A 24,230-nucleotide genomic window follows, 5' to 3' on the forward strand; every position below is an offset into this window, starting at 1 on the left:
CCATCGTTAATCTAGTTGATATGGTGAAAGCACATCAATCATTAGGCTTTAATTATGAGCGAGCAAAAAACAGCTATTGTATTCGACAAAGAAATGGCTGCTCGATATGACAAAAGTAATGCTAAATTCGCTCCAATCAGTGACTCACTCTTTTTGATCATTCGCACGATCCTGTCCGATCTTCCTGTCAATGCTCGAATCCTCTGCGTCGGTATCGGTACTGGCTCGGAATTGCTAGATCTCGCCCAAGCATTCCCACAATGGCAATTTACCGCAGTAGAACCTTCCGCTCCGATGTTGGATATCTGCCGCCAGCGGGTTGAAGAAAACGGTTTCACATCACGCTGTACTTTTCACGAAGATTATCTCGATTCACTACCCGCAACAGACTCATTTGATGCGGCGACTTGCTTGTGGGTTTCTCACTTCATCATGCAGCCAGAGGAGAGAACCAACTTGTTTCATCAAATAGCTTTACGACTTTGCCCACAGGGGTATTTGATTAATGGCGATCTCGCTTACGATCTCTCTTCCTTAGATTATCCAGACATTCTAGAGATTTGGTTCCAAATGAGGAAATCTGCTGAAGCACCAGCAGAGGAAATCGAAAAGATGCGTCAAGCCTATAGTACTGTTGTCGCCGTACTACCACCCGCAGCAGTCGCCTCAATTATTGCAGCGGGGGGCTTTGATGCCCCTGTATTGTGCTTTCAGAATTTACTGATGCACGCTTGGTATACAAGACGAAGATTGGTCGATTAAAGTCTCATTAATGAATTATTTGTAGGATGGGTTAGTGCAATGTAACGCATCCTATGTTTGTTTACACTAAGTAGCTAAGCATAAGTAAACTTAAAACCTAGAAGAGCGTACCGCCCGCTACGCGGGCGGTACGCTCTCTGGTTTTGGTTTTTAATTATGCTTAACTGCTTAATTGTGGTAGTGATTTTGTCGGGATAGTAGATACTTTGATGGGAAGTGGAATTTGAGGATAGGTGAGATGGATTTTTAAGAGAGATTCTAGGGCTTTGGCTTTATCACCGATCGCGATCGCAGCAGATTGTCGGGTGAAGATTTGGGCGACGATATGCGCAGCAGCTTCGCTTTTAATTGCTTCTTGATTGAGAAAGGCAAATACACGTTGCTTGGTGACACGACCGCGATTTACTTGGGCTAAGACTCTTGTGAAATAGGGAATTAGCTCCTGCAAACGACTGGGATTATTTGTGGCGTAGTTTTCTAGATAGTTGGTGGCAAATAGCTGCATATCCGTAGAAGGATGTTCGCTAAATTTAACTAGATATTCCTGTCCATCGGTTTCTTGAAAACAGCGACTGACTAAATCGCGTCCAAACTTGCGCACATCAGCGCGAATGCTATCGCAGATGCTGATAATCACCACAGGCGTGAAGTCTTCAGGTTGGAGTAATTCTCCAAAGAGGCGAAATCCAAATAGCCTTGCATCATCCCAGTGGGATTCGAGAAATGGTAATGCTGCGAGTAATTCCTCTGGTTGACGATGCAGACGGGGGAGTATCTGTTCGCCCATGGCATAGGAGGCAATGCGAACTGTTAACACTTCATGGTTGCTAAACTGAGCAATCTCTGCGATTGTAAAGCTACTCGCCCAAACCGATCTATTGACGGAGAGGATAGATCCCGCCACTTCTTGAGCGGCAGTAGATTTGGTTTGGAGAAGTTGCTGCGTTAACTCTTGGGTAGCCGCAGACATCCATTCAGGCAAATCGTGTTGGAGCAACTGACTGAGAAATTTATGCACCCCTTCGTTCGCTTCAGGTGCAAGCAAGACTTGGAGTAGTTGCCCTGCAAGAGTTGAGCTGAAGTCATGATTGTCATTAGCCAATCGATGAATGATCGGACGAATTGCTTCGCGCATATCCGCGATCGCATGGGTCGCGATCGCCAAGATTAGGGTCGTGCGTTCTAACAAAACGCGATCGGGTAATTGCCCAAACAGCCGCACGCCCAAAACCCTAACATGATCATAGGGGGATTCTAATAGAGCTTCCATTAAGCCTGATGGTAAGTCCATGACATTTATTTCATGGTTCACCAGAATCTGCGCTCCCAAGGTTTGTAACTCTGGCAGAGGATGACGCAGGAGATCGAGAATGATTTCTAAGCCTAGCGATCGCAATTGCATACTGAAGCTAAGTAATAGAGTTTCTGCTCCTTGTTTAGCTTGTTCTGCTTGATCGGGTTGCAGAGTCAGCATCAGGGCAATAATCTGTCCAATTAGCGATCGCGCTGTGACATCACTCAAAATAGCCGCACCGAGTAACTGCCGCGCAAAAGTCCTCGTCTCCGCCTGTTTGCTCAATATTAACCCCGCAATTAAGTGACTATCTTCGGTTAAAAAGCGATCGCGTTGTTCGTTAATCCATCGATAAGCCTCGGTTCTTGCAGGCGCAAAAGCACAATTAGCCACCGCTAAAATCAGATTGCCATCAGGTCGATCAGATTGATAACGTGACCCTGCCAGCTCAAATCCCAATTGCGCGGTGACTTCGTAGGGACGGTCTAAAATTTTAATCAGATTCTCTAGAGGTATCTCTGTACAAAAACTTTGACATGACCGCATCGCTTTAACGGCAAAATGATGTACGGGGCGAGCTTCACTTTCTAATAGAAGTTGTAATAGCGCAGTGGGATGCTGTTCCCATAGTTGAGGGAATGCTTCTTCTCTAACTTTTGGCTCAGGACTTTCAGGCTTGTAGGGTGGAACGCATCGCCATGCTTTGGAGTTGGGCTTCAGAACATAACGGGGGCTATGCTCGTAGAGAATATGATTGAAGGTGAGATATTTAGCATAGATATCCCATTCAATTCTGGCTGATTCATACCGTCGCCAATTGCGATCATATTTATAGTAAACGGATTGCCGCACTTCCTCGGCATCAACATCAGCGTGCTGCAAGAGAATACTTACGGCTAAGTTAATGTAGGCTGGATCGTTTAATTCACCAAGTTTACGCAGCGATCGCCATACTCGCCGCCTTAAGTAACTGCGCGTTTTTTGGGAATAAACCTGATTATTCTCAATCTCTTCACATTCCGTTTTTTTATCTTGATCGAAGCGCTTCGCAAGAATTGCGAATGCTTCCGCATCTTGACGATATTCGGCAATTTTAAAGATATGGCGCACTCTTTGGAAGTAGTTATATTCTAGGGGAACCGTTCTTAAAACCTCTAAAATCACAGGGCGAATCTTCTCACTATCGATTTGATAGAGCAATTCGATCGCCATAAAACGGTAGCGGTCGTCGCTATTGAGAAGAGTCTGAAAAGCTTCCGCAAATTGCTCAGCAGTACCATGGCGAACTGGATCTTGCAGTGCGATCGGTAATTGCGCGATTAATTGCGATCGCATCTCCGCTTGTTTAGCACTATCAGCCAGTTTAAAAACAGCTTCAAAGGCAATGCGCTTTACTGCGTCTGGCGTAGCACTATTTTGATACAGCCCTTCTAATGCGGGAATGACACTGCGATCTCCACACCATCCTAATGACCAAGCGATCGCATAGTTCCTGATGGGATTGCGAGAAGTATTGAGCATTCGCAACAAAAGAGGTGCTGCTGCTACTATCTTTAGTTCTCCCACCCGCCAAATCAATCGATCTAAGGGATGCTGGCGATTCTCTTCGGCTGTGCTAGTTGTACTACCTCGTCTAGATACTCTGCTGGATCTTCTGCCAGAAGCTCGACCAGATACTTGCCGAGTAGCAACGACCGTCGGCACACCCACATTTAAGATTGCCACCAATCGATTGAGAATCGCTTGACTTCTGGCATCGCTATCAATGGGAATTTCTATCGGTGGCAGTGGAGGACTTGCGATCGGTGTAGAAGTTGTCTCAGCTTCCCCAGTAGCATCACGATAGCCTTTGTTTACTTTTGCATTGACTAAGCGATCGCGCAATTTCTGCGCTTGCTCTAGGGATACTGCTGTAACTGTCTCGGAATTCTCTTTGAGGACAGCCCCTTGTTTCCCATACCGCGAGTTGACCACATAGCGATTATCGCCAACCTGACAAAGATCGATTTCGTAGACTTTAGCTGAGCTGCCAGCCTGATAAAGCAGCGTCGTTCGTTTAATTATTTGCATGGCAAGCTCAAACTAATTAAGTTAATGCTGATGACAATCTTAGCCACCAAATATATATTAGGTCTGTCGGGAAACAAAAGTAAGGTATAGAAGCAACTTCACATTTCACTGGTTAATAGAAAACAGGCTTAATTTCTAGGTCTTTGATCGCTTTCAAGATCAAAGATAACTTTCTGCCAGTACCAAACTTCGGGCATATTCGGATGATCTTGTTTCGCAATGTCGATTAGGCGCTGAGCGATCGCCATATTGCCGCCGACCAAACTTAGCAAACGCTGCTGTAATTCCAGACTCGGCATTTGCATCAAATCCACATTTGCCGCAGCATTTGGCTGCTGACGCTTACCCTCTTTAGTTTGTTTTTCGAGTTCCGATCGCCAGAGATTAACCCGATCTAATGCATAGCGATACCGATCCATGTTCGACTGATTAAACCAAATATTCGCTGCTAGTTGGTAATCATCGATCGCACCTTTTAGATCGCCAAAGTCATACCTTACCTCAGCGCGATCGCAATATAGTTGGGGACTATTGTTATTGAGAGAAAGCGATCGCGAAAAATCTTCGATCGCAGTGCGATAGTCCTGAAGTTTTAGATGAGCTTTAGCGCGATCGCTATAGATTTCCGACATGCTGGGATATTCACGCAGTAATTCATTAAAATCGCTGATTGCTCCTTGAGCATCACCAATTTCGAGACGGATTCTGCCACGACTGATTCGCACTTCAAGATTTTGCGGTTCGAGGAAAGTTGCTTGGTTGAGGTCTTTGATCGCGGCTTCAGGATCGCCGAGCTTACCGAGGGTCAAGCCTCGCAGACAGAAAGCTTTAACATTTTTAGGATCGATTTGCAGTATCCAATTGAGATCGATCAAGGCATTTGTATAGTCGCCCTTATCGATCCTTTGCTGCACATTGGCAAAAATATCGGTGGTAGATGGTGGCAACATTGCCTCTAGAGGTTTATAGCTCTCGATGCAACGGCGACAATTATCTTCATCCCGTAGTTCTAAGAATAGACTTGCTGCTTTCTTATAGGTAGCGATCGCCTTTTCGATTTGATTTTGTTGTTTATAGGTCAAGCCCAATAATTGATGTGCGATCGCGGATTTGGGATTAATTACTAGCGCTTGAGCAATGTCAGCTTGAGCCGTCGCGATATCGTTACTAGCAATGCGAGTAATGCTTCGAGCAATATACACATCGATCGCATCAGGTTTCAGGCTAAGAGCTTGGTCATAGTCAGCGATCGCTCCTTGGCGATCGCTCAAATCAAATAGGACTAAACCTCGCTGATAATATGCTTCAGCAAATTGAGCATTAGCTGCGATCGCACAGCTAAAGGCTTGCACAGCACCATAGCGATCGCCAGCCTTCGCCTTAACTAACCCCTGCTGATAGAAATCTTCATTAAAATCTTGTATCATGGCTCTACTTGCTATCCCAGCTATAGCGATTATGATAAATGAAACTCATACTTTTGCAGTGCATTACTCAGGAGTTATCGCGATGTCCAAAAAGTCAAAAGATATCAAGCATCAGATCGAAAAAACGCTACATACAGTTGCGGACGTAGCTCAACAGCAGTACGAAAAGAATTTAAGAAAAGCCCATAAAAATGTTGATAAGCAGGTTGGGTCAGTGCGCGATCGCCTTGAAGAATTTGATAGCTGGGCAGTTGAGTCGGTTAACGAGGCTTTAGAAAATGTCGAGAAAAAACTAGAGAAAAAAGTCTCGAAAACCCTGAACCGTTTTCAAAAAGCAGCGCAATCGGCATGGGAAAAACTAACTGATTAGCTATAGCGCAAAGCGCTGCAATGAAATTCATGTAAAAAAAGAAGCGCTTTGCGCTTCTTTTTTCGTTAAACAGTAACTTGCATTTGTTGCATTAACTCACTGAAGCGATCGCTATGTAAGCGATAACTAAGCGGATGTCCGATTAATCGGGCTGTGCTTTGATATAAAACTTCAATTTCAATGAGTCCATTATCTTTGAGTGTCTTTCCCGTAGAAACTAAGTCCACGATCGCTTCTGCCATGCCTGTAATTGGGCCAAGCTCAACTGAACCATAGAGGGGAATAATCTCAACAGGTAAATCAATGCTGTCAAAGTAGGCTTGGGCGCAACCGACATATTTTGAGGCGACACGGCTATGGGGCGGCAAGTCTAGTGGCGAGCGATAGCGGCTCTCTCCTGAAACAGCGATCGACATCCGACAGCCACCAAATCCCAAGTCAAGCAACCTTGCCACTTTAGGAGTTTTTTCACGCAATACATCTTCACCTACGATGCCAGCCTGAGCCTGTCCATATTCCACATATACAGGCACATCTTGCGCTCTTACTAGCAGTGCTTTGGCGGCTCCTGTGGGATCGGTGATTTGGAGTTGGCGGTTCGATGCATCGAGGAATGCGCTAAAGTCGAGCCCAACTCCTTGGAGTAAGCGGATCGAGTCTTTTAACAGTGAGCCTTTGGGCAGTGCGAAGGTGAACATGGAATGGGGTTTGCTTGAGCGTTTGTCATAGTCCATTCTACAGCCCATTGCCGATCGCAAAAAATGCTGACCAATAATACCAATTCACAAAAGTGTGGCAACACTTTCGTGAATTAAAAACCAAACCCAGTAAGGGTTTTAAAACAGCAGTTCTCATTATAAAAATCGGTTATTTGAAAGCCCGCCGTTGGCGGGCTTTCAAATAACCGATTTTGGTGTTTCCAGCGCCTTCGGCGCTGGAAACACCAAAATCGGTTTCATAATGAGAATTGCTGATTTTAAAAACACAAAGTGGCTACGCCATTTTGTGTTTTGGTATAATGCTGAAATTGTCTTCAGTTGTTGGATTTTTTGGCTTTGCTGAAAATTTGGAGAGTCTGTAGGCAATCAGATTGCTAATGCGATACTTCTCAACTAGCCATTGTCTGCCGTCTCTAGTGCTCATTATTCAAATGCAATCGATATAGCTTAATAGCAGCTTCTTTACCTTTGACTTTTACAGACTCCTCAACTATTTCCAATCGAAAATCCTCTGGATGAGTTAAAGCACATACTACCGAGTCGCTAATCAAGACTTCGCAGTTGTAGTTTTTAGTCAAGCTCTCAATGCGAGACGATACATTTACAGCATCCCCAATTACGGTCGAGTCAATACGAAACGTCGAGCCAACGGTTCCCATAACTACCACTCCTCGATGAATACCAATGCCACTGGCAATTGGCATTAAGCCCGTTTGCGATCGCTTTTGGTTAAACTTCGCGATCTCTGACTGCATAGCGATCGCTGCTTTTAAAGCTCTATCAGTATGCTCATCATCAAAGAGCGCCATAACTGCATCACCGATATATTTGTCAATAAAACCACCATGTTCATCAATTGCTGCGACAACATAGGAGATATATTCATTGAGAAACTTGAATGTTTCTTCAGGTGTTTGAGATTCTGAAAGTGCAGTATAACCCCGAATATCTGAGAATAGAATTGTCATATTGCGTTTAGCAAACTCACCAACCTCAATATTCTCGATACCCCTTGGTGCAATCACCTGTAGAAATTTTTCAGGAACAAATCTCTCAAAGGAATCCAACGTTTTTTTAAGTTGATCAAAGGAAGCTTGCAATGAATCAGACATATCGTTAAATGAATGACCTAACTCGCCAAGCTCATCTTGGCTATAAATCTTCACTCGGTGATCCAACTCCCCAGCAGCAAGTCGTGCAGCACTTTCGCGCAGACGTAAGATCGGCTGGCTCAATACCCAAGCTAAATAATATGCCGCGATAATGCCCAATAATAAAGCGATCGCACCAACTGCCAATGTCTTAGTCACCGCATTCACAATCTGTCCATCCACCCGCCGCAGGGTAATCCCTACCCGAAATGTTCCATTAGCCTTTTCAGGTACGTAGCTATCAGGAATATCAATCGCTGCTTCAATGATTCGCTCTCCTTTTTTTGCTCGTAATATACCTTGCGGAAATTCGATATTACGCAGCAGATAAGTTTCTGTAATTCTCGCTTTGAGGCTAGTTTTGAAATCTTTTTCTCCAAAGCGAATAGCATTTTGGCTCACCGCAACTGGCACTAAATCAGTCATGTACTGTCCTGCAATATCATTAGGAGCAGCAGATACAATTTGATGATTTTCTCGGCGATCATCCACCATCACGTACACAAAATCTTCATTGCTTTGCATGATCAGATCCATCTTTGCCCGCATATTCGCCCAGTTTCTGTCTCCCAATTCTAGCTGTAGAGTTTGTCCAAAGGCTGCGGCAAAAGATTGCACCTGTTGAATCTTTTGAGTACGATAAAATTCCATTTCATTGGTTGCCCATAACCAGACTATGGCGGTGACAACTAGGATTATCAAGAATGTAATCGCCATAACAATTCTTGTTTGAATTGAACGAAATACAAATAAATTTTTCTGTCTTGAATGCTTTGTCCCTTGAGGGTTTAGTTTCGCAGATTTAGGTTTGAAAGCATTCCGTTTCATGGCTTTATTTCCGCAGGTTCGACTGATATAGATTCGACAAATGGCAGCCAAGCTAAATTCTTAATAGCTTCACTGGGGCAGTTATTGCCATAGGCTAGAGTAAGTGGTCCCCCCTTACTTGCGGGAATATTTTGAGAACCTGCTCCCCATTGATAAGCCAACATCACGTCACATTCATCAATTAATTTTGCAGGGATTTTTACCGATTTTTGTGGATCAAGGTCATCCATTGATTTGCGACGAACTTTAAGGATAGATGTTGGTGGGATGTTCATATTCTGATCTCGAAGAATATCTCGGATTTTGATGCCAACAAGCTCTACAGTCTCTGACTGCCAGCCAATTTTGTAACCGACTAACACAGTGGTTTTGTGTTTTGATAGTTTCTCTAAGTCCGCTCGTTCTAGTATGTTCTTCCCAACTTTTAAACGCAAAGGTTCTGTTCCTACAATCAGGTGTGTAACATAGTGAACCCAACGTTGTTTGTTGGTTTCACTTAGATCAAGTTGAGCAGGTCTATAGTACCCCATGTGAATTGGACCTCCATCGTTGCGACGAATTGGTTTGCCATACTCTGCGATCGTTAACAATCCCTGATTGCGATACAAGTCTTTAAGAGAAATGGTGGCATAGTAAGAATCGGCGGCAACGATTGTCACATCTTCCACGTCAGGTTCCACTATCGAATCTTCTAGTAGCTTTTTGACTAAAATACCTCGAAATTCATGGGGGATTTTAGCTGTTCCCGCATGAGGATTTATACTAGTAAATGTTGTAGTAGAGAGCTTTTCGATTTCTGACCAATTGAGTGTCATCGGTTTCTGGACTTGACCTTGAACTCTGAGTATCCAGTTGTTTGCTATATTTGAGCTGTAAATTGCTGTAAGTCGGTCATTTTCAGCGATCGCTTCTTTATGCCACTGATCTAATTGGTCGTTGGAAGCTTGAGATTGACATCCCGTTAAACCAATAAAGATTAGCAGCAGGCTGATACTAATGGTTATTAAATGTTTGATGCTTCTGATATTTTTTAATCGAGCCATAAAATTTATGTAAATCTAGAACATCAAAACCTAAACCGATTTACCGTTTATTTTTGCAATATGCCTATGTTGACTGACAGGAGGTTAATCGGTTCCATGAAGAACTGGGAAAATCTTACTGCTATATATCGTGATGGCATAGCTGCCATAATGCCTAATAAATCAAAACGCCAAGGAAGAGAGGCGGCGCTAAGTGCCGCCTCTCTTCCTTGGCGTTTATAACGCTGGACGCTTAAGCCCGAGCCAATACTTTGAAAGTGTTACTTAGTGACACTTTCAAAAAATTTATTGTGATTCCTTGGATCGAAAACAGCTGTAAGAAACTGTTGCAGCTCTGGCAGAAGACTTTTCAGGTTGATACTTATATTTGAGAAGTGCATCAACAGTATTTCAGGGTTAATAGCGATCGCCATCAACCAACAGCCTCATATAGCGGTTTTGATTTTGCTAACGGTAAAATCAAAACCCAAAAGCCTTGCTGGGCTTGATAGAGTGGTAAATTGTGTCAAAAAATTCAACTAGGCACAGCTTACTGAAAGTATCGCTTGCTGGATAACTAGAATGTCAGCGTTTTTTGGTTTATGCAGGCTTATTGGCACATTGGTTCAAGACTTGATCGGCGTGTTTGGTGCAATGACCACATTGAGTACCCAACATAGTTAATTCCGATAGTCTCGCCATCGAACTAGCGCCCTTAACAACCGCCTGCTGTATATCCTTTTCGGTTATGGCATGACAGATACAAACGTACATTTGCCTTTAGCCTCTCTTAGAAATTAATTTTATTGCAAGTAATTCTCATTATTGTTGATGATGCCAAATTAGTCAAGGATAATATTGCAGGCTTCAAAAACATGAAAATTTACTTACCCCTTAAGTGCCAATGTGTAAGTAAAACTTAGATTTAAAACCTATTCCGTCTGCACAGAGAACGGTGTAGATTTTGGAGTTCTATATTAATTACCCTTAATTTCTAATTGTCAAAAGTGCGACTACACTTTCAACAATTAGAAATTAAGCTCGGTAAGGTTTGAGAATTCTCTATCATTTTGAGAATTGATTTTAATATGAACAATTTCCATGATGAGAATTACCATGGGAAATGCTATAAGTAATCTCATGTCACTAGATATTTAGGGTGGTCAACGATGCAAGGAAACTTAGATGTAAAGAGTCAGTTAAACGAGGCTCTCAAGGCACAACTGACAGCAATTAACCAATTTTTCCTCCATGCACGGATGTGCAAAAACTGGGGATTGAAGCAGCTTAACGATCGCGAATATAAGTATTCGATCAAAGCGATGAAGCAAGCAGATTATCTGATCGAACGAGTACTTTTTTTGGAAGGACTTCCCAATTTACAACAATTGGGGAAGCTCCTAATCGGTGAAGATGTACCTGAATTATTGCAAAATGATCTAACCATCTGTACAGAGATTCGTGATGGATTGAAAGCTGCTGTGGTAATCTGCGAGACTCAACAGGATTTTGTCAGCCGTGATCTGTTCGCCAAATTGGTGGAAGAGACCGAGGAACAAATCGATTGGCTGGAGTCACAAATTTGGTTGATTGAGAATGCGGGCTTGCCTAATTTCTTACAGTCGATGATCTAGCAGTTTGGCGAATTGATGCAGCGTGCGATCAATTATAAAAATATATACTTTAGAAATCAATTGAGGAAAATCATGAAAGGCAGTGAGAAAGTTCTACAACAATTATCGAAATTGTTGCGTGGGGAATTGGCAGCAAGAGATCAGTACTTTACTCACTCACGGATGTATTTGGACTGGGGTTTGAATAAGCTGTATGAACGAATCAATCATGAAATGCAGGATGAGACCCAACATGCAGCTTTATTGATTGAGAGAATTCTCTTTCTGGAGGGTACACCCGATCTATCACAACAAGATGGAATCAATATCGGGAAAACTGTGCCTGAGATGTTGAAGTGCGATTTGGACTATGAATATAAGGTGGTCAGCGATCTAAAAGAAGCGATCGCTATCTGTGAGACTGAGCAGGACTATCAAAGCCGTAAGATTTTGCTAGGCATTCTCACAGATACTGAAGAGGATCATGCCTACTGGCTAGAAAAGCAACTCAAGTTAATCGAGCAACTCGGTTTACAAAATTACTTGCAATCACAAGCGTAAGATTGAAAGAAGGGCAGCACTAAGTGTTGCCCTTCTTCTTAGCTTTCAGGTAAGAAGATTGATGAAAAAAGGTGCGGTCATCGATAAAACGGGACTCTACCGTTATTCGCTATGGCGAGAATGGGATATAGACAAGTCAAAAATTGTTTTTATCATGCTTAATCCGAGTAAGGCGGATGCAAGTATTGATGACCCAACACTGCGGCGATGTACTAGTTTTGCGAAGTCTTGGGACTATGGTTCGCTAATTGTAGTCAACTTATTTGCTTTTAGATCGGCAAGTCCACTAGAACTGAAACAGGTCGAAGATCCTATTGGAAACCAGAATGATCGCTATTTAAAAAAGGCGGTTAAGTTAGCTGATCGTGTTGTTGTTGCTTGGGGAAATAACGGTAAATTAATGCTGCGCGATCGCCTTGTTTTGGAGTTGCTATCTAAACACAATATTCAACCTCACTGTTTGGGAATCACAAAAGCAGGTTATCCGCGTCATCCGCTATATGTCTTGTGGAATAAACAATTGAGCGTTTATAGATGATTTGCAAAACGAAATTCACTCCATACGCAATAACGCAAAATTTCATTTATACTAAGACTTAGGATCAAATATGTATTGCAGTAAGTTCATATGCATTTCAAATTTTCTCCAAGTATCCTTAGCAGACTAGGAGAAGAACTAATTCCTAACCCTGATCAGGGTATTTTGGAGCTAGTCAAAAACTCCTATGATGCAGATGCCACAGTGTGTGAGGTCGAGTTATTAAATACCGAGGAGATCGGCGGTAGTATTGTGATCTCCGATAACGGTATGGGGATGGATCTTGAAACTCTTCAGAGTGGCTGGTTAGTTATTGGTAAATCGGAGAAAGAGGGAGCTAGCGATCGCACACCAGTTAATAATCGTTTGCGAGTTGGCTCTAAAGGTCTGGGAAGGCTAGCTGCGTTGCGTCATGGAAGCCATGTAGAACTTACAACACGTCCAAAAAGTGAACCAAATACAGAATACGCCGTCAGTGTTTGCTGGAATGATTTTGATACTGTGGATTCTGTTGAAGATGTATCTCTATCTCCAACTGTAAAGCAAACAACATCAGGGCATGGGACAACAACTATCATTAGGAACCTGAAAGTAAAAATTGGCAAACTAGAGATTAATAGACTTGCTAGAGGTCTATTGCTATTAGCCGATCCTTTTGAGACGAATACATCATTTCGACCTAGATTGCTTGGTACTGGGTTTACAGATATAGAAAAGCAAGTCAACGAACAATTTTTTGATGATGCTGAATTCTTTCTTAAAGCTTCACTTGATGAAAATGGATATGCTTCAGCCCAATTATTTGACCGCAGAGGCTCTCTTGTTGCTTCGGCATCACATTCTAATGTTAGTAGGCATCGAAAACAAATAGATATAACTGAGCGATCATCAGAGGAAGAAAAGTTGCCTACTGACAGCCCTTATCAAAAATCTGTGCCTGCCAATTTCGAGTTATGGATCTTCCAGTTGAACCCACAAAGTTTTTCTCCTCTTGATCGTCATCATCTTCCCAAAATTCGACACTGGTTAGAAGCAGTTGGTGGTGTGCATCTTTACCATCGAGGATTGAGAGTTGCTCCCTATGGAGATAAAGGAGATGACTGGCTAAAAATCAATTTTTCGAGATCGCGCAATCCTCAAGTCCGTCCTTCAAATAGCACTGTCATTGGTAGAATTATTGCCGAAGACTCAAATAGTCTGTTGTTACAAAAAACTGATCGGCTTGGATTTCTAGAGAATGAGACATTTCTCAACTTGCAACAATTTGCAATGAACACACTCGAATGGGTTGCAGATTTTCGCTTGCAAACAGTAGAAGTAAAACAGGAACAAGTAAAAAGAGAAATAAAGCCGAAGATTGCTGAAGCAAAGAAAAATATTGAGGATATTATTACGACTTATATTCCAGAACCAAAACCTAGAGAAGAAACATTATTAGCAGTAGAAGATTATGACAAAATTAGAGAAGGACAGGTAGAAGTCTTAAATATTGAACTACAACTATATCGAAGTTTAGCGACGGCAGGAACTACTGCTGCTATTTTTGCCCATGAGTCAGGTAGAGAAATTAATACATTGAAAGGACAAGTTGGTATTTTAAATGCAAAAATGCAGAAATATATAGAAAACGAAATCTATCTCAAATATTTCGCGAAAACTTTCACAACTATTCAACAATTGGCTGGTTCAGTTCAAGGCTTTGCTAAATATCCAATTTATCTATTAAAGAAGGAAAAACGCTCTCAGGGTAAAATCGAGATACATCAAGTAATTAATGATGTAATTAATTTATTCTATCCTTTCCTCGAAAGTTCTAATACTACTATTGAGTTAGACAAAGTAAATACTGAACTTAATTTGCGAGGAAGTACGGCTCTCGTAGAGGCAATTTTAATTAATCTAATTACTAATGCAATCAATGCTTTTAATGCAAAAGATGCACCTATTCAAAATCGCAGGATTGTAATCCGAACTGAATCAAATGAAGACTTTATTTGGCTAAGAGTTATGGATAATGCGTTGGGTATTCAAGGAATCACAATAGATGAAATCTGGCTGGCTGGCAAAACCACCACACGATCAGGTACTGGGTTAGGATTGAAAATAGCAAAAGACTCAGTTATTGATTTAGGAGGAAAAATTAGTGCCGTTGCCAATGGTCAACTAGGTGGAGCCGAGTTTATCGTTCAGTTACCTTTAAAGTAGGAGTACTTGTCATGAAAATCGCGATCGTAGATGATGAAGAGAAAGCTAGGAGACAACTAGCTGAGACTCTTGAATTAGTTGGATTTGAAACTTTTATAGTTGAGAACTCATTTGATGAAGTTGATACTTTGGTTCAATATATACAAGAAAATGCCCAAGCGGTTATTTGCGATTATCAGCTATCTACCCACGGGTTAGCCTCGTTTAAAGGCTCAGAATTAATGCCATCTCTGTATACAAGCAAATTTCCATCTATTTTGATAACTCAATATAATGAACACGAAATTAATGATTCTATTCGTAAGTACAGAGATAAAATCCCTGTCATTTTAGAGCGCCATGACCTAATTGAACTATACGATATCGATATCGTCGCTGATAAAATCAATAAAAGTTTTGAGACTTGCGAACAAGAATTTCAAGGTATTATGTCGTCTGCACGTAGACCTCATCGCACCCTTGTTCATATTGTTGATATTACTATCGATTCTGGCGAAGAATTTGCAAAAGTATTTGTTCCAAGTTGGAATCGTCACCATGCAGTTCGTTTTCCAGCCTCACAGATTCCTGAAGATCTGCTTACTAATGTAAAATTACACTTAAAGAAAAATAATGATTCTTGGCTGATCGCTCGCGTCAACACAGAAGCCGAAAAATCTGATGATCTCTACTTCACACTATTTGAGTCAGCACCAGAATTAGATGACAATGATGGACTTGCCTAGATTAATTATTCTTGATGTCGCACATGGAAATTGTGCTATTTTGCAAGACACTGAAGGAACAGTTGTTATTGATTGCGCTCACGGTTACACATTGATTGATACACTACGGCAGCTTGGAGTCTCACAAATTGATCGAATCATCATTTCCCATGCTGATGAAGATCATATCGAAGGTTTCATTAAACTACTTCTAGATGAATCTATTACAATAAAGCATATTTACCTCAATCCTGACGGCTCTAAAAGGACAGATATATGGATAGAATTACGTCTTGCGATCGCTGATGCAAAAAAGCGGCAAAATACAAAACGAGATTTTCTTCATACAGAGATGAATGGGAATCTCGATGTTGGACAAGTAAATATTCAAATTCTTGCCCCAAGTATGGATCTTGTTGGACAAGCAGGTGGTTTAGATTTGAAAAAAAACAAGCTGAACTCGAATTCTGTATCAGCAGTCATTAGACTCGTCTATAAAGCTCGTGGCGTAGCACTTCTTGCGGGAGATATCGATGATATAGGACTGAATAACTTAACCAATGATAATCCTGATTTTGCTGCCGATGTTCTTATCTTTCCGCATCACGGAGGCAATGCAAGTTCGGGAGGAAAAGGTAATCAAGAATTTACTAAGCATTTATGTGAGAAAGTACAACCAATACTAATTTTATTTTCTAATGGAAGAAACAAGCATAATAACCCTCGCAAAGAAATCATAGAAGCTGTACTTGATATACTGCCTGATGTACATATTATGTGTACTCAGCTTGCTAAAACATGCTCTCCTGAAACCATAGCAATTTCTCCTACTCACTTAAACACACTTCCATCAAAAGGGAGAGAAATTAATCATTGCTGCGGTGGAACAGTTGTCATAAATTTAAGTGAAACTGAAACAACCTACGCTCCAAACAGTGATCATCGTCAATTTGTCAAAGAAAATATAGTTTCAGCTTTGTGTATGCGTTCTTGACTTAAGATTTTGCATTACAACTTTTGTCTCAGCACCTCAAAACTATCACTGAGATCGGCGATCGCAATTACATCTAGCTATAAAAAAACAAGGTTTCTATTGAAAGCATTGCAAAGTAGCAATTTCAATAGAAACCTTGTTTTTTACTTCAGTGCTTTACGCTGTAATCAAAAAGAAGTGAGAAAAAGTAATCTAGTCGAGACTAGCCCTTAACTGAAACTGGAACACTTTCGGGCTTGGCTTTTTCTACAAAAGGGATAGCCTGCTGGTTCGGTAGACCAACAATCGGACATTCTGGAGTGCCAACAGTTGAACGAGTAATTGCCTCCGAACTTTCTTTTGCCTTCTTCGGATCGAGAACCCAATCTCGATAGAATTCAAAGGGACATTCTGCCTTGCCTTGATCGCCATCACCTGAATTGAGCATCCCAGTATAGCCACGATGCATCAGCTTGAAGATGTGATTCTGTGATTGGGCATTCTTACGGAAGTCTCGAATCGCAAACTTAGATAAAGCCGCATACTGAATACCATTCTCTTCTTCGCCACATTCGCCAAGGGTGCGACCATCAAACCCAACGATCGCAGAATGACCAAAGTAACTATAAACCCCATCAAAGCCAGCGGCATTCGCCACCGCCACATAGGTGTTATTCATCCATGCCATCGCCTTAGAAACAATGATTTGCTGCTCCTTAGCGGGATACATATAGCCCTGACAGCGCACAACCAACTCTGCACCACGCATGACACAATCACGCCAGATTTCAGGATAGTTACCATCATCACAAATAATCAGGCTGATCTTCAAGCCCTTCGGCCCATCTGAGACGTAGGTACAGTCGCCAGGATACCAACCTTCTATCGGAGTCCAAGGCATGATCTTGCGATATTTCTGAACAATCTCACCGCGATCGTTCATTAAAATTAGGGTGTTATAAGGCACTTTCTCTGGATGTGCCTCATGTTTTTCACCTGTTAAAGAAAATACTCCCCAGACTTTATTCTTGATGCAAGCTTGAGCAAAGATGGCAGTTTCCTCACCAGGAACTGTTGCGGCAGTTTCCATCATCTCCTTCGGATCGTACATGATGCCGTGGGTGGAATATTCTGGAAAGATCACCAGATCCATACCAGGTAAACCAACCTTCATGCCATCTATCATTGAGGCAATTTTTTTGCAGTTCTCAATGACTTCTTCCTTAGTATGCAAGCGCGGCATTTTGTAATTAACTACCGCAACTCCAACTGCATCTTCGCTCGAAGAAATATCGCCATGGTAAGACATAAAAATCCTCTACTTATTATAAATAAACTCAGATTTTGTTTAGCTACAAAAGACTTACTGAGAAATAGTAATTACTCTTGCTTCTTTACTTGATTACTAAACGTTTGATGATTAATCAATACAACTTAAATTCATAACTAATTAACAAAACTAAACTAACAACAATATTTGCCATTAATTTGTGAGGCTTTAGTGATGTTATTAAGAATTAATAAGTATTATAGAACACAAAAAATTGGAGATTGTATCGTTAGCAACCTATTAACTAAGTAGCTAGGCGAAATTAAATATAAAATCCAAAAACCTGTGGTACACACTACAAGTGCGCCAAAGGTTTTGACTCCAGTTTTTAATTATGCTCAGCGACTTATATAACCAAAGTTGCTACTTATCAAAAACCAACTCAAAACAGGTTGAAAATAGTCTAGCTAAGTCCTAAATACTGCCATTGTCATGTAAATATCTAGTATTTTTTTGCTTTAAATTATGTTTTGAGCGAATAGGTAGAAACTTGGGTTATATGCGCGATCGCCAATACCTCAGTTACATACTTTGCAAGTCGCACAAAATAAATTTTGGTTCCTGTCGAAATGCTCAAGTCTCGTTCGTCATAGAGATATAAGGCATAAAAAATCTGTGCTTTAATCAAACCCAAAAAGGATAGCCTCCCATGAAATACGCAATTTTAGTCTATGAGACTGAGCAAGACCTCCGCGATCGCGAAAAACATATGCCAGCCTATAGCGCCTACTCCCAAGCTCTAGCCGAAGCAGGAGTTGCCGCAGGTGGTGCAGCACTTCATCCCAGCCACACAGCCACAACCATTCGCATTCAAAGCGGACAACGCAATGTTCAAGATGGCCCCTATGCCGATACCAAAGAGCAAATCGGCGGCTTTTTCTTAATTGATGTTCCTGATCTCGACACTGCAATGGATTGGGCAGCCCGTTGCCCAGCCGCCAGTAATTGTGCGGTCGAAGTCCGTCCACTGTTACCCATGTAGAAATATCGCTGTTAACAAATGAGTATGTACTCATTTGTTAAGCCAAACATCACTCTCAGTAAAGTTTTTCAGTTTTCATTTTGCCGTAGGCAAAACAGAAATTTCTATAGGAGAAAAATCCCATGAAGCTCTATTACTTTCCTCCCTCCCCCAACACCCGCAAAGTTCATGCCGTAGCCATTCATCTTCAACTTCCGATCGATTTACGATTGGTGGACTTACAGAAAGGCGAACAACACAACCCCGAATTCGTACAGTTAAATCCCACAGGGCGTACACCAGTTCTCCAAGATGGTGACTTTATCCTTTGGGAATCTACGGCGATTATGCAATACTTGGCTAGTCAAGTTCCCAATTCTCTCTGGTCAGAATCTGCAAAAATTCGAGCAGACATCATGCGCTGGCAGAGTTGGCAACTTGCTCATTGGCATCAGGTCTGTCAGCCTTTGCAGTTTGAGAACTTTGTGAAGCCGCTCTTGCAACTAGGAGAACCAGACCCACAAATAGTCCAACAGACAACCGATCGCTTTCATAAAGAAGCTAGCATTTTAAATAATTATCTGGCAAATCGAGAATATCTCGTCAATGACACCTTAACTTTGGCTGACTTCTCCGTTGCTAGTGAATTGACCTATGCTAAACCTGCGAGATTTCCTTTAGAAGACTATCTTCACATTCAGAAATGGTATGCGCTGATTGAGCAATTACCAGCTTGGCAACAAACTGCACCGTGAGGTTAACCGCAAATGGAAGCACGTCGAGCCGCAGAATTAGCTGCACGCAACTCCTATGGTAGGCTAGTTGCCTATTTAGCCGCCCAAACTAGGGATGTTGTCGCCGCTGAAGATGCCCTCGGCGATGCTTTCCTCTCCGCCTTGAAAACTTGGACAGAAAGCGGCGTTCCCAAAAATCCTGAAGCATGGCTACTAGTCACAGCAAGAAATCGACTGATTGATGCAGGAAGGCGATCGCAAGTTCGCGACAAAGTTCTCAATACTTTCAAACTGAACGGATTAGAATCTTCAACTGAGCCATCTTTAGAATCAGTCACCTTTCCCGACGATCGCTTGAAATTGTTATTCATTTGCGCCCACCCTGCGATCGATCCCACAATTCATACGCCCTTGATGTTGCAAACTGTGCTCGGTCTCAATGCCGCCCAGATTGCTTCAGCATTTTTGGTTGCTCCAGCGACAATGAGCCAGCGTCTTGTCAGAGCCAAAACAAAAATTCGTGATGCGGGGATTGCTTTTGAATTACCAGAAGAGAAGGATTTACCAATTCGACTTGCCGCAGTATTAGAAGCGATATATGCAGCCTATACTAACGCTTGGGAAACTGTAGACGGCAGCGATCCACGCCATCGGGGATTAGCAAAAGAAGCAATCTGGCTAGCACGTCTCTGTGTTCAGTTGATGCCTAAAGAGCCAGAAGCAAGAGGATTACTGGCGCTCATGCTCTACTGCGAATCTCGCCGCGAGGCTCGTCGCACTGCTAATGGTTCCTATGTGCCTCTATTGCAACAGGATACAAGTCTGTGGTCGCAGGTCGCGATCGCTGAAGCAGAGAGTGAATTATTACAAGCAGCAACCTTTAAGCAATTGGGTAGATTTCAACTGGAAGCGGCTATTCAATCGATTCACGCTCAACGGGCGATCACACAGAAAGTCAATTGGCAAGCATTAGCATTACTTTACGAAGGATTGATTCAGCTTTCGCCGACTTTGGGTGCTTTAGTCAGTCATGCCGCAGCGATCGCGGAAGCGCAAGGAATAGAACAGGGTTTAATTCGACTCGATGCAATTCCTCTAGAATCCATCAAAAATTACCAACCCTATTGGGCGCTAAAAGCTCATTTATTCCAGCAGTTAGGTGCTACCTCAGCAGCAAAACAAGCCTATGCTAGAGCGATCGGTCTCACCGAAGATGCCGCCATCCGTGAGTTTCTCCTCAACCAGTCTCTTCCATTAGAAGGGTAGGCATCGACTTCGCTCAGCCACCGTTTCTTTGATGTGCTGTCTGAGCGAAGCCGAAGCCACGATTAATCCGATGGTTGACTGAGCGAAGCCGAAGCCCTGATTTTCTGTCTTAATTCTTCAAAACTGTCACTGAGATCAGCGATCGCGACAGCTTCCTGTTCACCAGATTCCAACCATTTAATTTGAATCTGTCCCGCTTCAATTTCACTATCCCCGATCACTACAGCAGCTTTAGCATTAGCATTACTTGCTCGTTTAAACTGCTTGTCAAACTTCGCACCACTGAGATCGAGTTCCACAGTAAATCCTGCTTTACGGAACAGTTGAGCAATGGATAAAGACTTCGCTTCGGGTTGTTCGCCGCGAGAAATGATATAAAAATCGATCGCAGCTTGTTTTTGTTCAGCAACCTGTTGCATCAGGATGACGAGACGCTCTAAGCCAATCGCCCAACCGATCGCAGGTACATCCGCACCGCCTAACTCCGAAATGAGGCGATCGTAACGTCCGCCGCCACAGACTGCCGACTGTGCACCCAGTAGATTGGATTGAATCTCAAAGGCGGTGCGGGTGTAATAGTCTAAGCCGCGCACAAGTCGAGGATTAATCCGATAGGCAATATTAAGATCGGTTAATAGACTCTGGACTTTCTCGAAATGTTGTTGCGACTCAGGGCTTAAATAATCGAGAATACTGGGCGCATCTTGGGAAATTTCTTGGGTGCGTTTGTCTTTGCTATCGAGAATTCTGAGAGGATTGCGAGTAAGGCGATCGCGAGAATCAGCGTCAATTTCTTCAACAAAAGGCGTGAAATAGTCCACCAGTGCCTGACGATAGCTAACCCGATCTTCAGCACTGCCCACCGAGTTTAGGTCAACGACTAAATCTTTTAAACCAACTGCTTGCAAAAAGTCACTAGCGATCGCGATCGCTTCAGCATCAGCACGCGGATCGGCACTGCCGAGTACTTCTACACCTAGCTGATGAAATTGACGCTGGCGACCTGCTTGCGGACGCTCATAGCGAAACATTGCGCCCATGTACCAGAGTCTTTGTACGCCACCTTGGGCAAATAATTTATTTTCAATATAAGATCGCGCTACTCCTGCTGTACCTTCAGGTCGCAAAGTCAACGAGCGATCGCCGCGATCGCCAAAAGTGTACATTTCTTTACCAACAATATCTGTGGCTTCACCAATACCCCTTGCAAATAGCTCAGTTGCTTCAAAAATTGGTGTACGAATCTCGGTATAAGCAGCTTGACTGAGAATTTGACGCGCAGTTGTCTCTAACTGCTGCCAGTAATAAATTTCGGGAGCAAGGATGTCGCGAGTGCCGCGTGTGACCTGAAGTGAAGACATGGATACAAATAAAGTCTGTGATGTTAATCCAGAATACAGAATTTTTGGACATGCAAACCCATATTTTTGTTGAAAGTATTGCAAAGCAATACTTTCAACATTTAAAGATGCGGCGCTTCGCGCCATCTCTAGTTTTTGGGTTTAGCAAGATTGCGATCGCCTTGCACATTCAGAAGGTAACAAATCTGGGTAAAATCTGGATAGTGCCAGTTAATTTAAATATTCCTTATGCCAGAAGATAACGCCAACGTACCGCAAATAACCCAATCGGCTAATGAAGCAGTATTTAATGAGGTGCTAAAAAGTATAGACATCGACCCTGCTTTGCTTGCTGAGCTTGGTGAGGTAACTAATGATCCTGAACAGGCGATCGATACAGCGATCCGTCAATGGTTGCAGCGTCGGGCAATCAAAGAAGCCGATCGCTCACGCCCCCTGACGATGAATCCTGTTGTGCCTCCACGTGGCGAGTGGAATGATTAGAATCAATCAGAAAAGCTATCAGTAAGTAGAGCCCAGACATTATGTATGAATTTTGGCTAAAAGAAAAGCTGATCTTGATTATTGGACTATTTCAGTTCGGACTTATTTTAATAATGTTTTCGATCATCAATTTGAGCAAACTAATTTGGCGCAAGCTAACTTTAGATAAGCGAGATGTTAGTAATCAAAACAACCTGAATGAAATTAAATCTGCTGCGATCGCTCCTAGTTCACCTAATAACGTCAAAGATGCAGTGAATAATCTAGCTAATAATGAAATAAGTCTTGAAGGACAACTGACTGATCTCAGTGATCAACCCTTGGCATCTTCACCAGATCCGATCGCGAATCAATCAAACCTTCCTAAGATCGATCTCACCTATAAAGTGGACATTGCACCAGAGTTGCTGACTGAACTATCGGAAATAACTGATAACCCTGCGGCGATCATTGATGAGGCGATCCGATGGTGGCTAAGACGGCGCAATGCTGATGATCTTGATTCAGGAAATCGAGATCGCCGTTATCCAGTAGGTTTAAGATCCCATGACTCAAGGAGAGCATCCCAACATCTATGGAATGACTAGTGGTAACTGCCCCAAATCCATCTTTAAATTCACCATTTGATCTCGTCGTTGGTCAAAGTCAAGCGATCACTCTGTTAAAAGCTGCGATCAAACGCGATCGCATCGCGCCAGCCTATTTATTTGCTGGTGCGCGTGGTGTAGGGCGCAGCAAAACTGCATCAGCATTTGCAAAGATTTTATTAGGAGATCGCAAATCGGCTAATCGATTAAGCGATCGTAATCATCCCGACTTACTATGGGTAGAGCCAACCTATTTAGATAAGGGTAAAATGCTGACGGCAAAGGAAGCAGACGCAGCAGGACTAAAGCGCCGCGCCCTACCTCAGATCAGGATTGAGCAAGTGCGCGAAATTAGCGAATTTGTGAGTCGCTCACCCCTTGAATGCAAGCGATCGGTCGTCATCATCGAAGAAGCGCAATCGATGGCAGAGTCTGCCGCCAATAGTTTGCTCAAAACTCTCGAAGAACCACTTTACGCCACAATTATCTTGATTGTTCCTGATGCTGGCTCAATTTTGCCAACGTTAGTTTCGCGCTGTCAACGAATTCCCTTCACGAGACTCAATCAAGCACAAATGCAAGAAGTCCTCACCCGCGAAGGACATACTGATATTCCGCCCGAAGTGGTGGCACTAGCTCAAGGTTCTGCGGGTAATGCGATCGAGTCGTTCGATCACTTCAAGAGCATTCCTGCCGAGTTATTAAACTTAGTCCGTCAAGTTCCTCAAGATGCGAAAAGTGCAATGGCGATCGCCAAACAAATCAACAAGGATCTGGATGTAGATTTGCAGTTATGGCTGATTGATTATTTACAAAATTATTTTTGGGAACAACAAAGAACTAAGTCCGTTCTACAACATCTCGATAAAGCGAGGGAATTGATTGCCCGTTATGTGCAACCGCGATTAGTTTGGGAAGTTACACTTCTCCAAATAGCAGGAAAGATCTAAATCGCGACAACTAAACTCAAGAATGGGTAGTGCTTCGCGCAGTTGAGAGGACTGGTATTCAATTCAGAACAAATTTCGCTACTATAGCAAAGCTTACATTGCTATAGCTAGTCATACCAAAACACAAAATGGCTACGCCATTTTGTGTTTTTAAAACCCTTACTGGGTTTGGTTTTTAATTCACGAAAGTGTTGCCACACTTTTGTGAATTGGTATCAGGCAAGGCAAGGCGATCGGGAAAGGGTGATAGAGTTTATTGAGACAGTTTCGGTGTATGAGTTTCCCCAGATGAGTCGAGCTGATTGACTAACAAAACTGTTG

At 42.5% G+C, this 24,230-nt stretch carries 25 protein-coding genes; 16 read left to right on the forward strand and 9 right to left on the reverse strand.

Translation table 11 applies throughout. The annotated features are described in order from the left end of the window. Positions 1–54: 54 nt before the first annotated feature. Positions 55–762: a class I SAM-dependent methyltransferase gene (locus CQ839_RS18180; RefSeq protein ID WP_103669707.1), complete on the forward strand. Its 708-nt coding sequence runs from the start codon at positions 55–57 to the stop codon at positions 760–762. 160 nt (positions 763–922) lie between these two features. Here CQ839_RS18180 and CQ839_RS18185 read toward each other — a convergent pair whose 3' ends face one another. Continuing rightward, a complete protein-coding gene (locus tag CQ839_RS18185; RefSeq protein WP_103669708.1) occupies positions 923–4,126 on the reverse strand; it encodes a hypothetical protein in 3,204 nt (1,067 codons plus the stop codon). Positions 4,127–4,254: 128 nt separating this feature from the next. Continuing rightward, positions 4,255–5,553 carry a tetratricopeptide repeat protein gene (locus tag CQ839_RS18190; RefSeq protein ID WP_103669709.1) on the reverse strand — a complete coding sequence of 433 codons (1,299 nt, stop codon included), beginning with the start codon at positions 5,551–5,553 and terminating at the stop codon, positions 4,255–4,257. A gap of 31 nt (positions 5,554–5,584) precedes the next feature. Here CQ839_RS18190 and CQ839_RS18195 point away from each other — a divergent pair, with 31 nt between their 5' ends. Further along, positions 5,585–5,923 carry a hypothetical protein gene (locus tag CQ839_RS18195; RefSeq protein ID WP_181016245.1) on the forward strand — a complete coding sequence of 113 codons (339 nt, stop codon included), beginning with the start codon at positions 5,585–5,587 and terminating at the stop codon, positions 5,921–5,923. Positions 5,924–5,988: 65 nt separating this feature from the next. Here the strand turns inward: CQ839_RS18195 and hisG are convergent, their stop codons facing one another. The 3 genes from hisG to CQ839_RS18210 all read right to left on the reverse strand — a co-directional run bounded on the left by hisG (position 5,989) and on the right by CQ839_RS18210 (position 9,664). Beyond that, complete coding sequence (gene hisG / locus CQ839_RS18200; RefSeq protein ID WP_103669711.1) at positions 5,989–6,621, reverse strand: ATP phosphoribosyltransferase; 633 nt, start codon at positions 6,619–6,621, stop codon at positions 5,989–5,991. Between the two features lie 434 nt (positions 6,622–7,055). Then, positions 7,056–8,621 (reverse strand): adenylate/guanylate cyclase domain-containing protein, encoded by a 1,566-nt coding sequence (locus CQ839_RS18205; RefSeq protein WP_219817811.1) that lies wholly within the window; start codon positions 8,619–8,621, stop codon positions 7,056–7,058. Then, positions 8,618–9,664, reverse strand: a complete 1,047-nt coding sequence (locus CQ839_RS18210) for a molybdopterin-dependent oxidoreductase (RefSeq protein WP_103669712.1) — start codon at positions 9,662–9,664, stop codon at positions 8,618–8,620. Before CQ839_RS18210 ends, CQ839_RS18205 begins: the two co-directional genes overlap by 4 nt. Positions 9,665–9,760: 96 nt before the next feature. On the opposite strand from CQ839_RS18210, the gene CQ839_RS25775 reads away from it, so the two are divergent. Then, positions 9,761–9,886, forward strand: a complete 126-nt coding sequence (locus CQ839_RS25775) for a hypothetical protein (RefSeq protein WP_258040784.1) — start codon at positions 9,761–9,763, stop codon at positions 9,884–9,886. 357 nt (positions 9,887–10,243) lie between these two features. On the opposite strand, the gene CQ839_RS26075 is transcribed toward CQ839_RS25775, so the two are convergent. After that, entirely contained in the window at positions 10,244–10,417 is a 174-nt protein-coding gene (locus CQ839_RS26075; protein WP_103669713.1) for a (2Fe-2S)-binding protein, read from the reverse strand. Between the two features lie 395 nt (positions 10,418–10,812). Between CQ839_RS26075 and bfr (CQ839_RS18220) the strand changes: the two genes are divergently transcribed. The 6 genes from bfr (CQ839_RS18220) to CQ839_RS18245 all read left to right on the forward strand — a co-directional run bounded on the left by bfr (CQ839_RS18220) (position 10,813) and on the right by CQ839_RS18245 (position 16,258). After that, on the forward strand, positions 10,813–11,277 hold the full coding sequence (bfr, locus tag CQ839_RS18220) for a bacterioferritin (protein ID WP_103669714.1): 465 nt from the start codon (positions 10,813–10,815) through the stop codon (positions 11,275–11,277). 72 nt (positions 11,278–11,349) lie between these two features. Next, entirely contained in the window at positions 11,350–11,817 is a 468-nt protein-coding gene (gene bfr, locus CQ839_RS18225; protein ID WP_103669747.1) for a bacterioferritin, read from the forward strand. 61 nt (positions 11,818–11,878) lie between these two features. Further along, positions 11,879–12,355, forward strand: a complete 477-nt coding sequence (locus tag CQ839_RS18230; RefSeq protein WP_103669715.1) for a DUF1643 domain-containing protein — start codon at positions 11,879–11,881, stop codon at positions 12,353–12,355. A gap of 90 nt (positions 12,356–12,445) precedes the next feature. Continuing rightward, positions 12,446–14,560 (forward strand): ATP-binding protein, encoded by a 2,115-nt coding sequence (locus CQ839_RS18235; RefSeq protein WP_103669716.1) that lies wholly within the window; start codon positions 12,446–12,448, stop codon positions 14,558–14,560. 11 nt (positions 14,561–14,571) lie between these two features. After that, positions 14,572–15,285 (forward strand): response regulator, encoded by a 714-nt coding sequence (locus tag CQ839_RS18240; RefSeq protein ID WP_103669717.1) that lies wholly within the window; start codon positions 14,572–14,574, stop codon positions 15,283–15,285. Further along, positions 15,269–16,258: a ComEC/Rec2 family competence protein gene (locus CQ839_RS18245; protein WP_181016246.1), complete on the forward strand. Its 990-nt coding sequence runs from the start codon at positions 15,269–15,271 to the stop codon at positions 16,256–16,258. Before CQ839_RS18240 ends, CQ839_RS18245 begins: the two co-directional genes overlap by 17 nt. Positions 16,259–16,460: 202 nt before the next feature. Here CQ839_RS18245 and CQ839_RS18250 read toward each other — a convergent pair whose 3' ends face one another. Beyond that, on the reverse strand, positions 16,461–17,546 hold the full coding sequence (locus CQ839_RS18250; protein ID WP_103669719.1) for an aliphatic amidase: 1,086 nt from the start codon (positions 17,544–17,546) through the stop codon (positions 16,461–16,463). A gap of 484 nt (positions 17,547–18,030) precedes the next feature. Beyond that, on the reverse strand, positions 18,031–18,201 hold the full coding sequence (locus CQ839_RS25230) for a hypothetical protein (protein ID WP_181016247.1): 171 nt from the start codon (positions 18,199–18,201) through the stop codon (positions 18,031–18,033). Between the two features lie 15 nt (positions 18,202–18,216). On the opposite strand from CQ839_RS25230, the gene CQ839_RS18255 reads away from it, so the two are divergent. The 3 genes from CQ839_RS18255 to CQ839_RS18265 all read left to right on the forward strand — a co-directional run bounded on the left by CQ839_RS18255 (position 18,217) and on the right by CQ839_RS18265 (position 20,528). Further along, entirely contained in the window at positions 18,217–18,549 is a 333-nt protein-coding gene (locus CQ839_RS18255; RefSeq protein WP_103669720.1) for a YciI family protein, read from the forward strand. Between the two features lie 122 nt (positions 18,550–18,671). Then, a complete protein-coding gene (locus CQ839_RS18260; RefSeq protein WP_103669721.1) occupies positions 18,672–19,283 on the forward strand; it encodes a glutathione S-transferase family protein in 612 nt (203 codons plus the stop codon). 12 nt (positions 19,284–19,295) lie between these two features. Continuing rightward, positions 19,296–20,528 carry an RNA polymerase sigma factor gene (locus tag CQ839_RS18265; RefSeq protein ID WP_103669722.1) on the forward strand — a complete coding sequence of 411 codons (1,233 nt, stop codon included), beginning with the start codon at positions 19,296–19,298 and terminating at the stop codon, positions 20,526–20,528. A gap of 62 nt (positions 20,529–20,590) precedes the next feature. Here CQ839_RS18265 and hisS read toward each other — a convergent pair whose 3' ends face one another. Beyond that, complete coding sequence (gene hisS, locus CQ839_RS18270) at positions 20,591–21,889, reverse strand: histidine--tRNA ligase (protein ID WP_103669748.1); 1,299 nt, start codon at positions 21,887–21,889, stop codon at positions 20,591–20,593. 50 nt (positions 21,890–21,939) lie between these two features. Here hisS and CQ839_RS24855 point away from each other — a divergent pair, with 50 nt between their 5' ends. The 4 genes from CQ839_RS24855 to CQ839_RS18285 are packed head-to-tail and all read left to right on the forward strand — an operon-like array spanning position 21,940 to position 23,909. Continuing rightward, positions 21,940–22,131, forward strand: coding sequence for a hypothetical protein (locus tag CQ839_RS24855; RefSeq protein WP_181016248.1), 192 nt, complete (start codon positions 21,940–21,942; stop codon positions 22,129–22,131). Continuing rightward, the gene (locus CQ839_RS18275; RefSeq protein ID WP_103669723.1) at positions 22,118–22,372 is read left to right on the forward strand and encodes a hypothetical protein; all 255 of its coding nucleotides are present in this window, start codon (positions 22,118–22,120) and stop codon (positions 22,370–22,372) included. Before CQ839_RS24855 ends, CQ839_RS18275 begins: the two co-directional genes overlap by 14 nt. A 41-nt stretch (positions 22,373–22,413) precedes the next feature. Continuing rightward, the gene (locus tag CQ839_RS18280) at positions 22,414–22,959 is read left to right on the forward strand and encodes a hypothetical protein (protein ID WP_103669724.1); all 546 of its coding nucleotides are present in this window, start codon (positions 22,414–22,416) and stop codon (positions 22,957–22,959) included. Next, positions 22,959–23,909 (forward strand): DNA polymerase III subunit delta', encoded by a 951-nt coding sequence (locus tag CQ839_RS18285; RefSeq protein ID WP_103669725.1) that lies wholly within the window; start codon positions 22,959–22,961, stop codon positions 23,907–23,909. Before CQ839_RS18280 ends, CQ839_RS18285 begins: the two co-directional genes overlap by 1 nt. The last annotated feature ends 321 nt before the right edge of the window (positions 23,910–24,230 follow it).

The organism is Pseudanabaena sp. BC1403 (genome assembly GCF_002914585.1).
Taxonomy (GTDB): domain Bacteria; phylum Cyanobacteriota; class Cyanobacteriia; order Pseudanabaenales; family Pseudanabaenaceae; genus Pseudanabaena.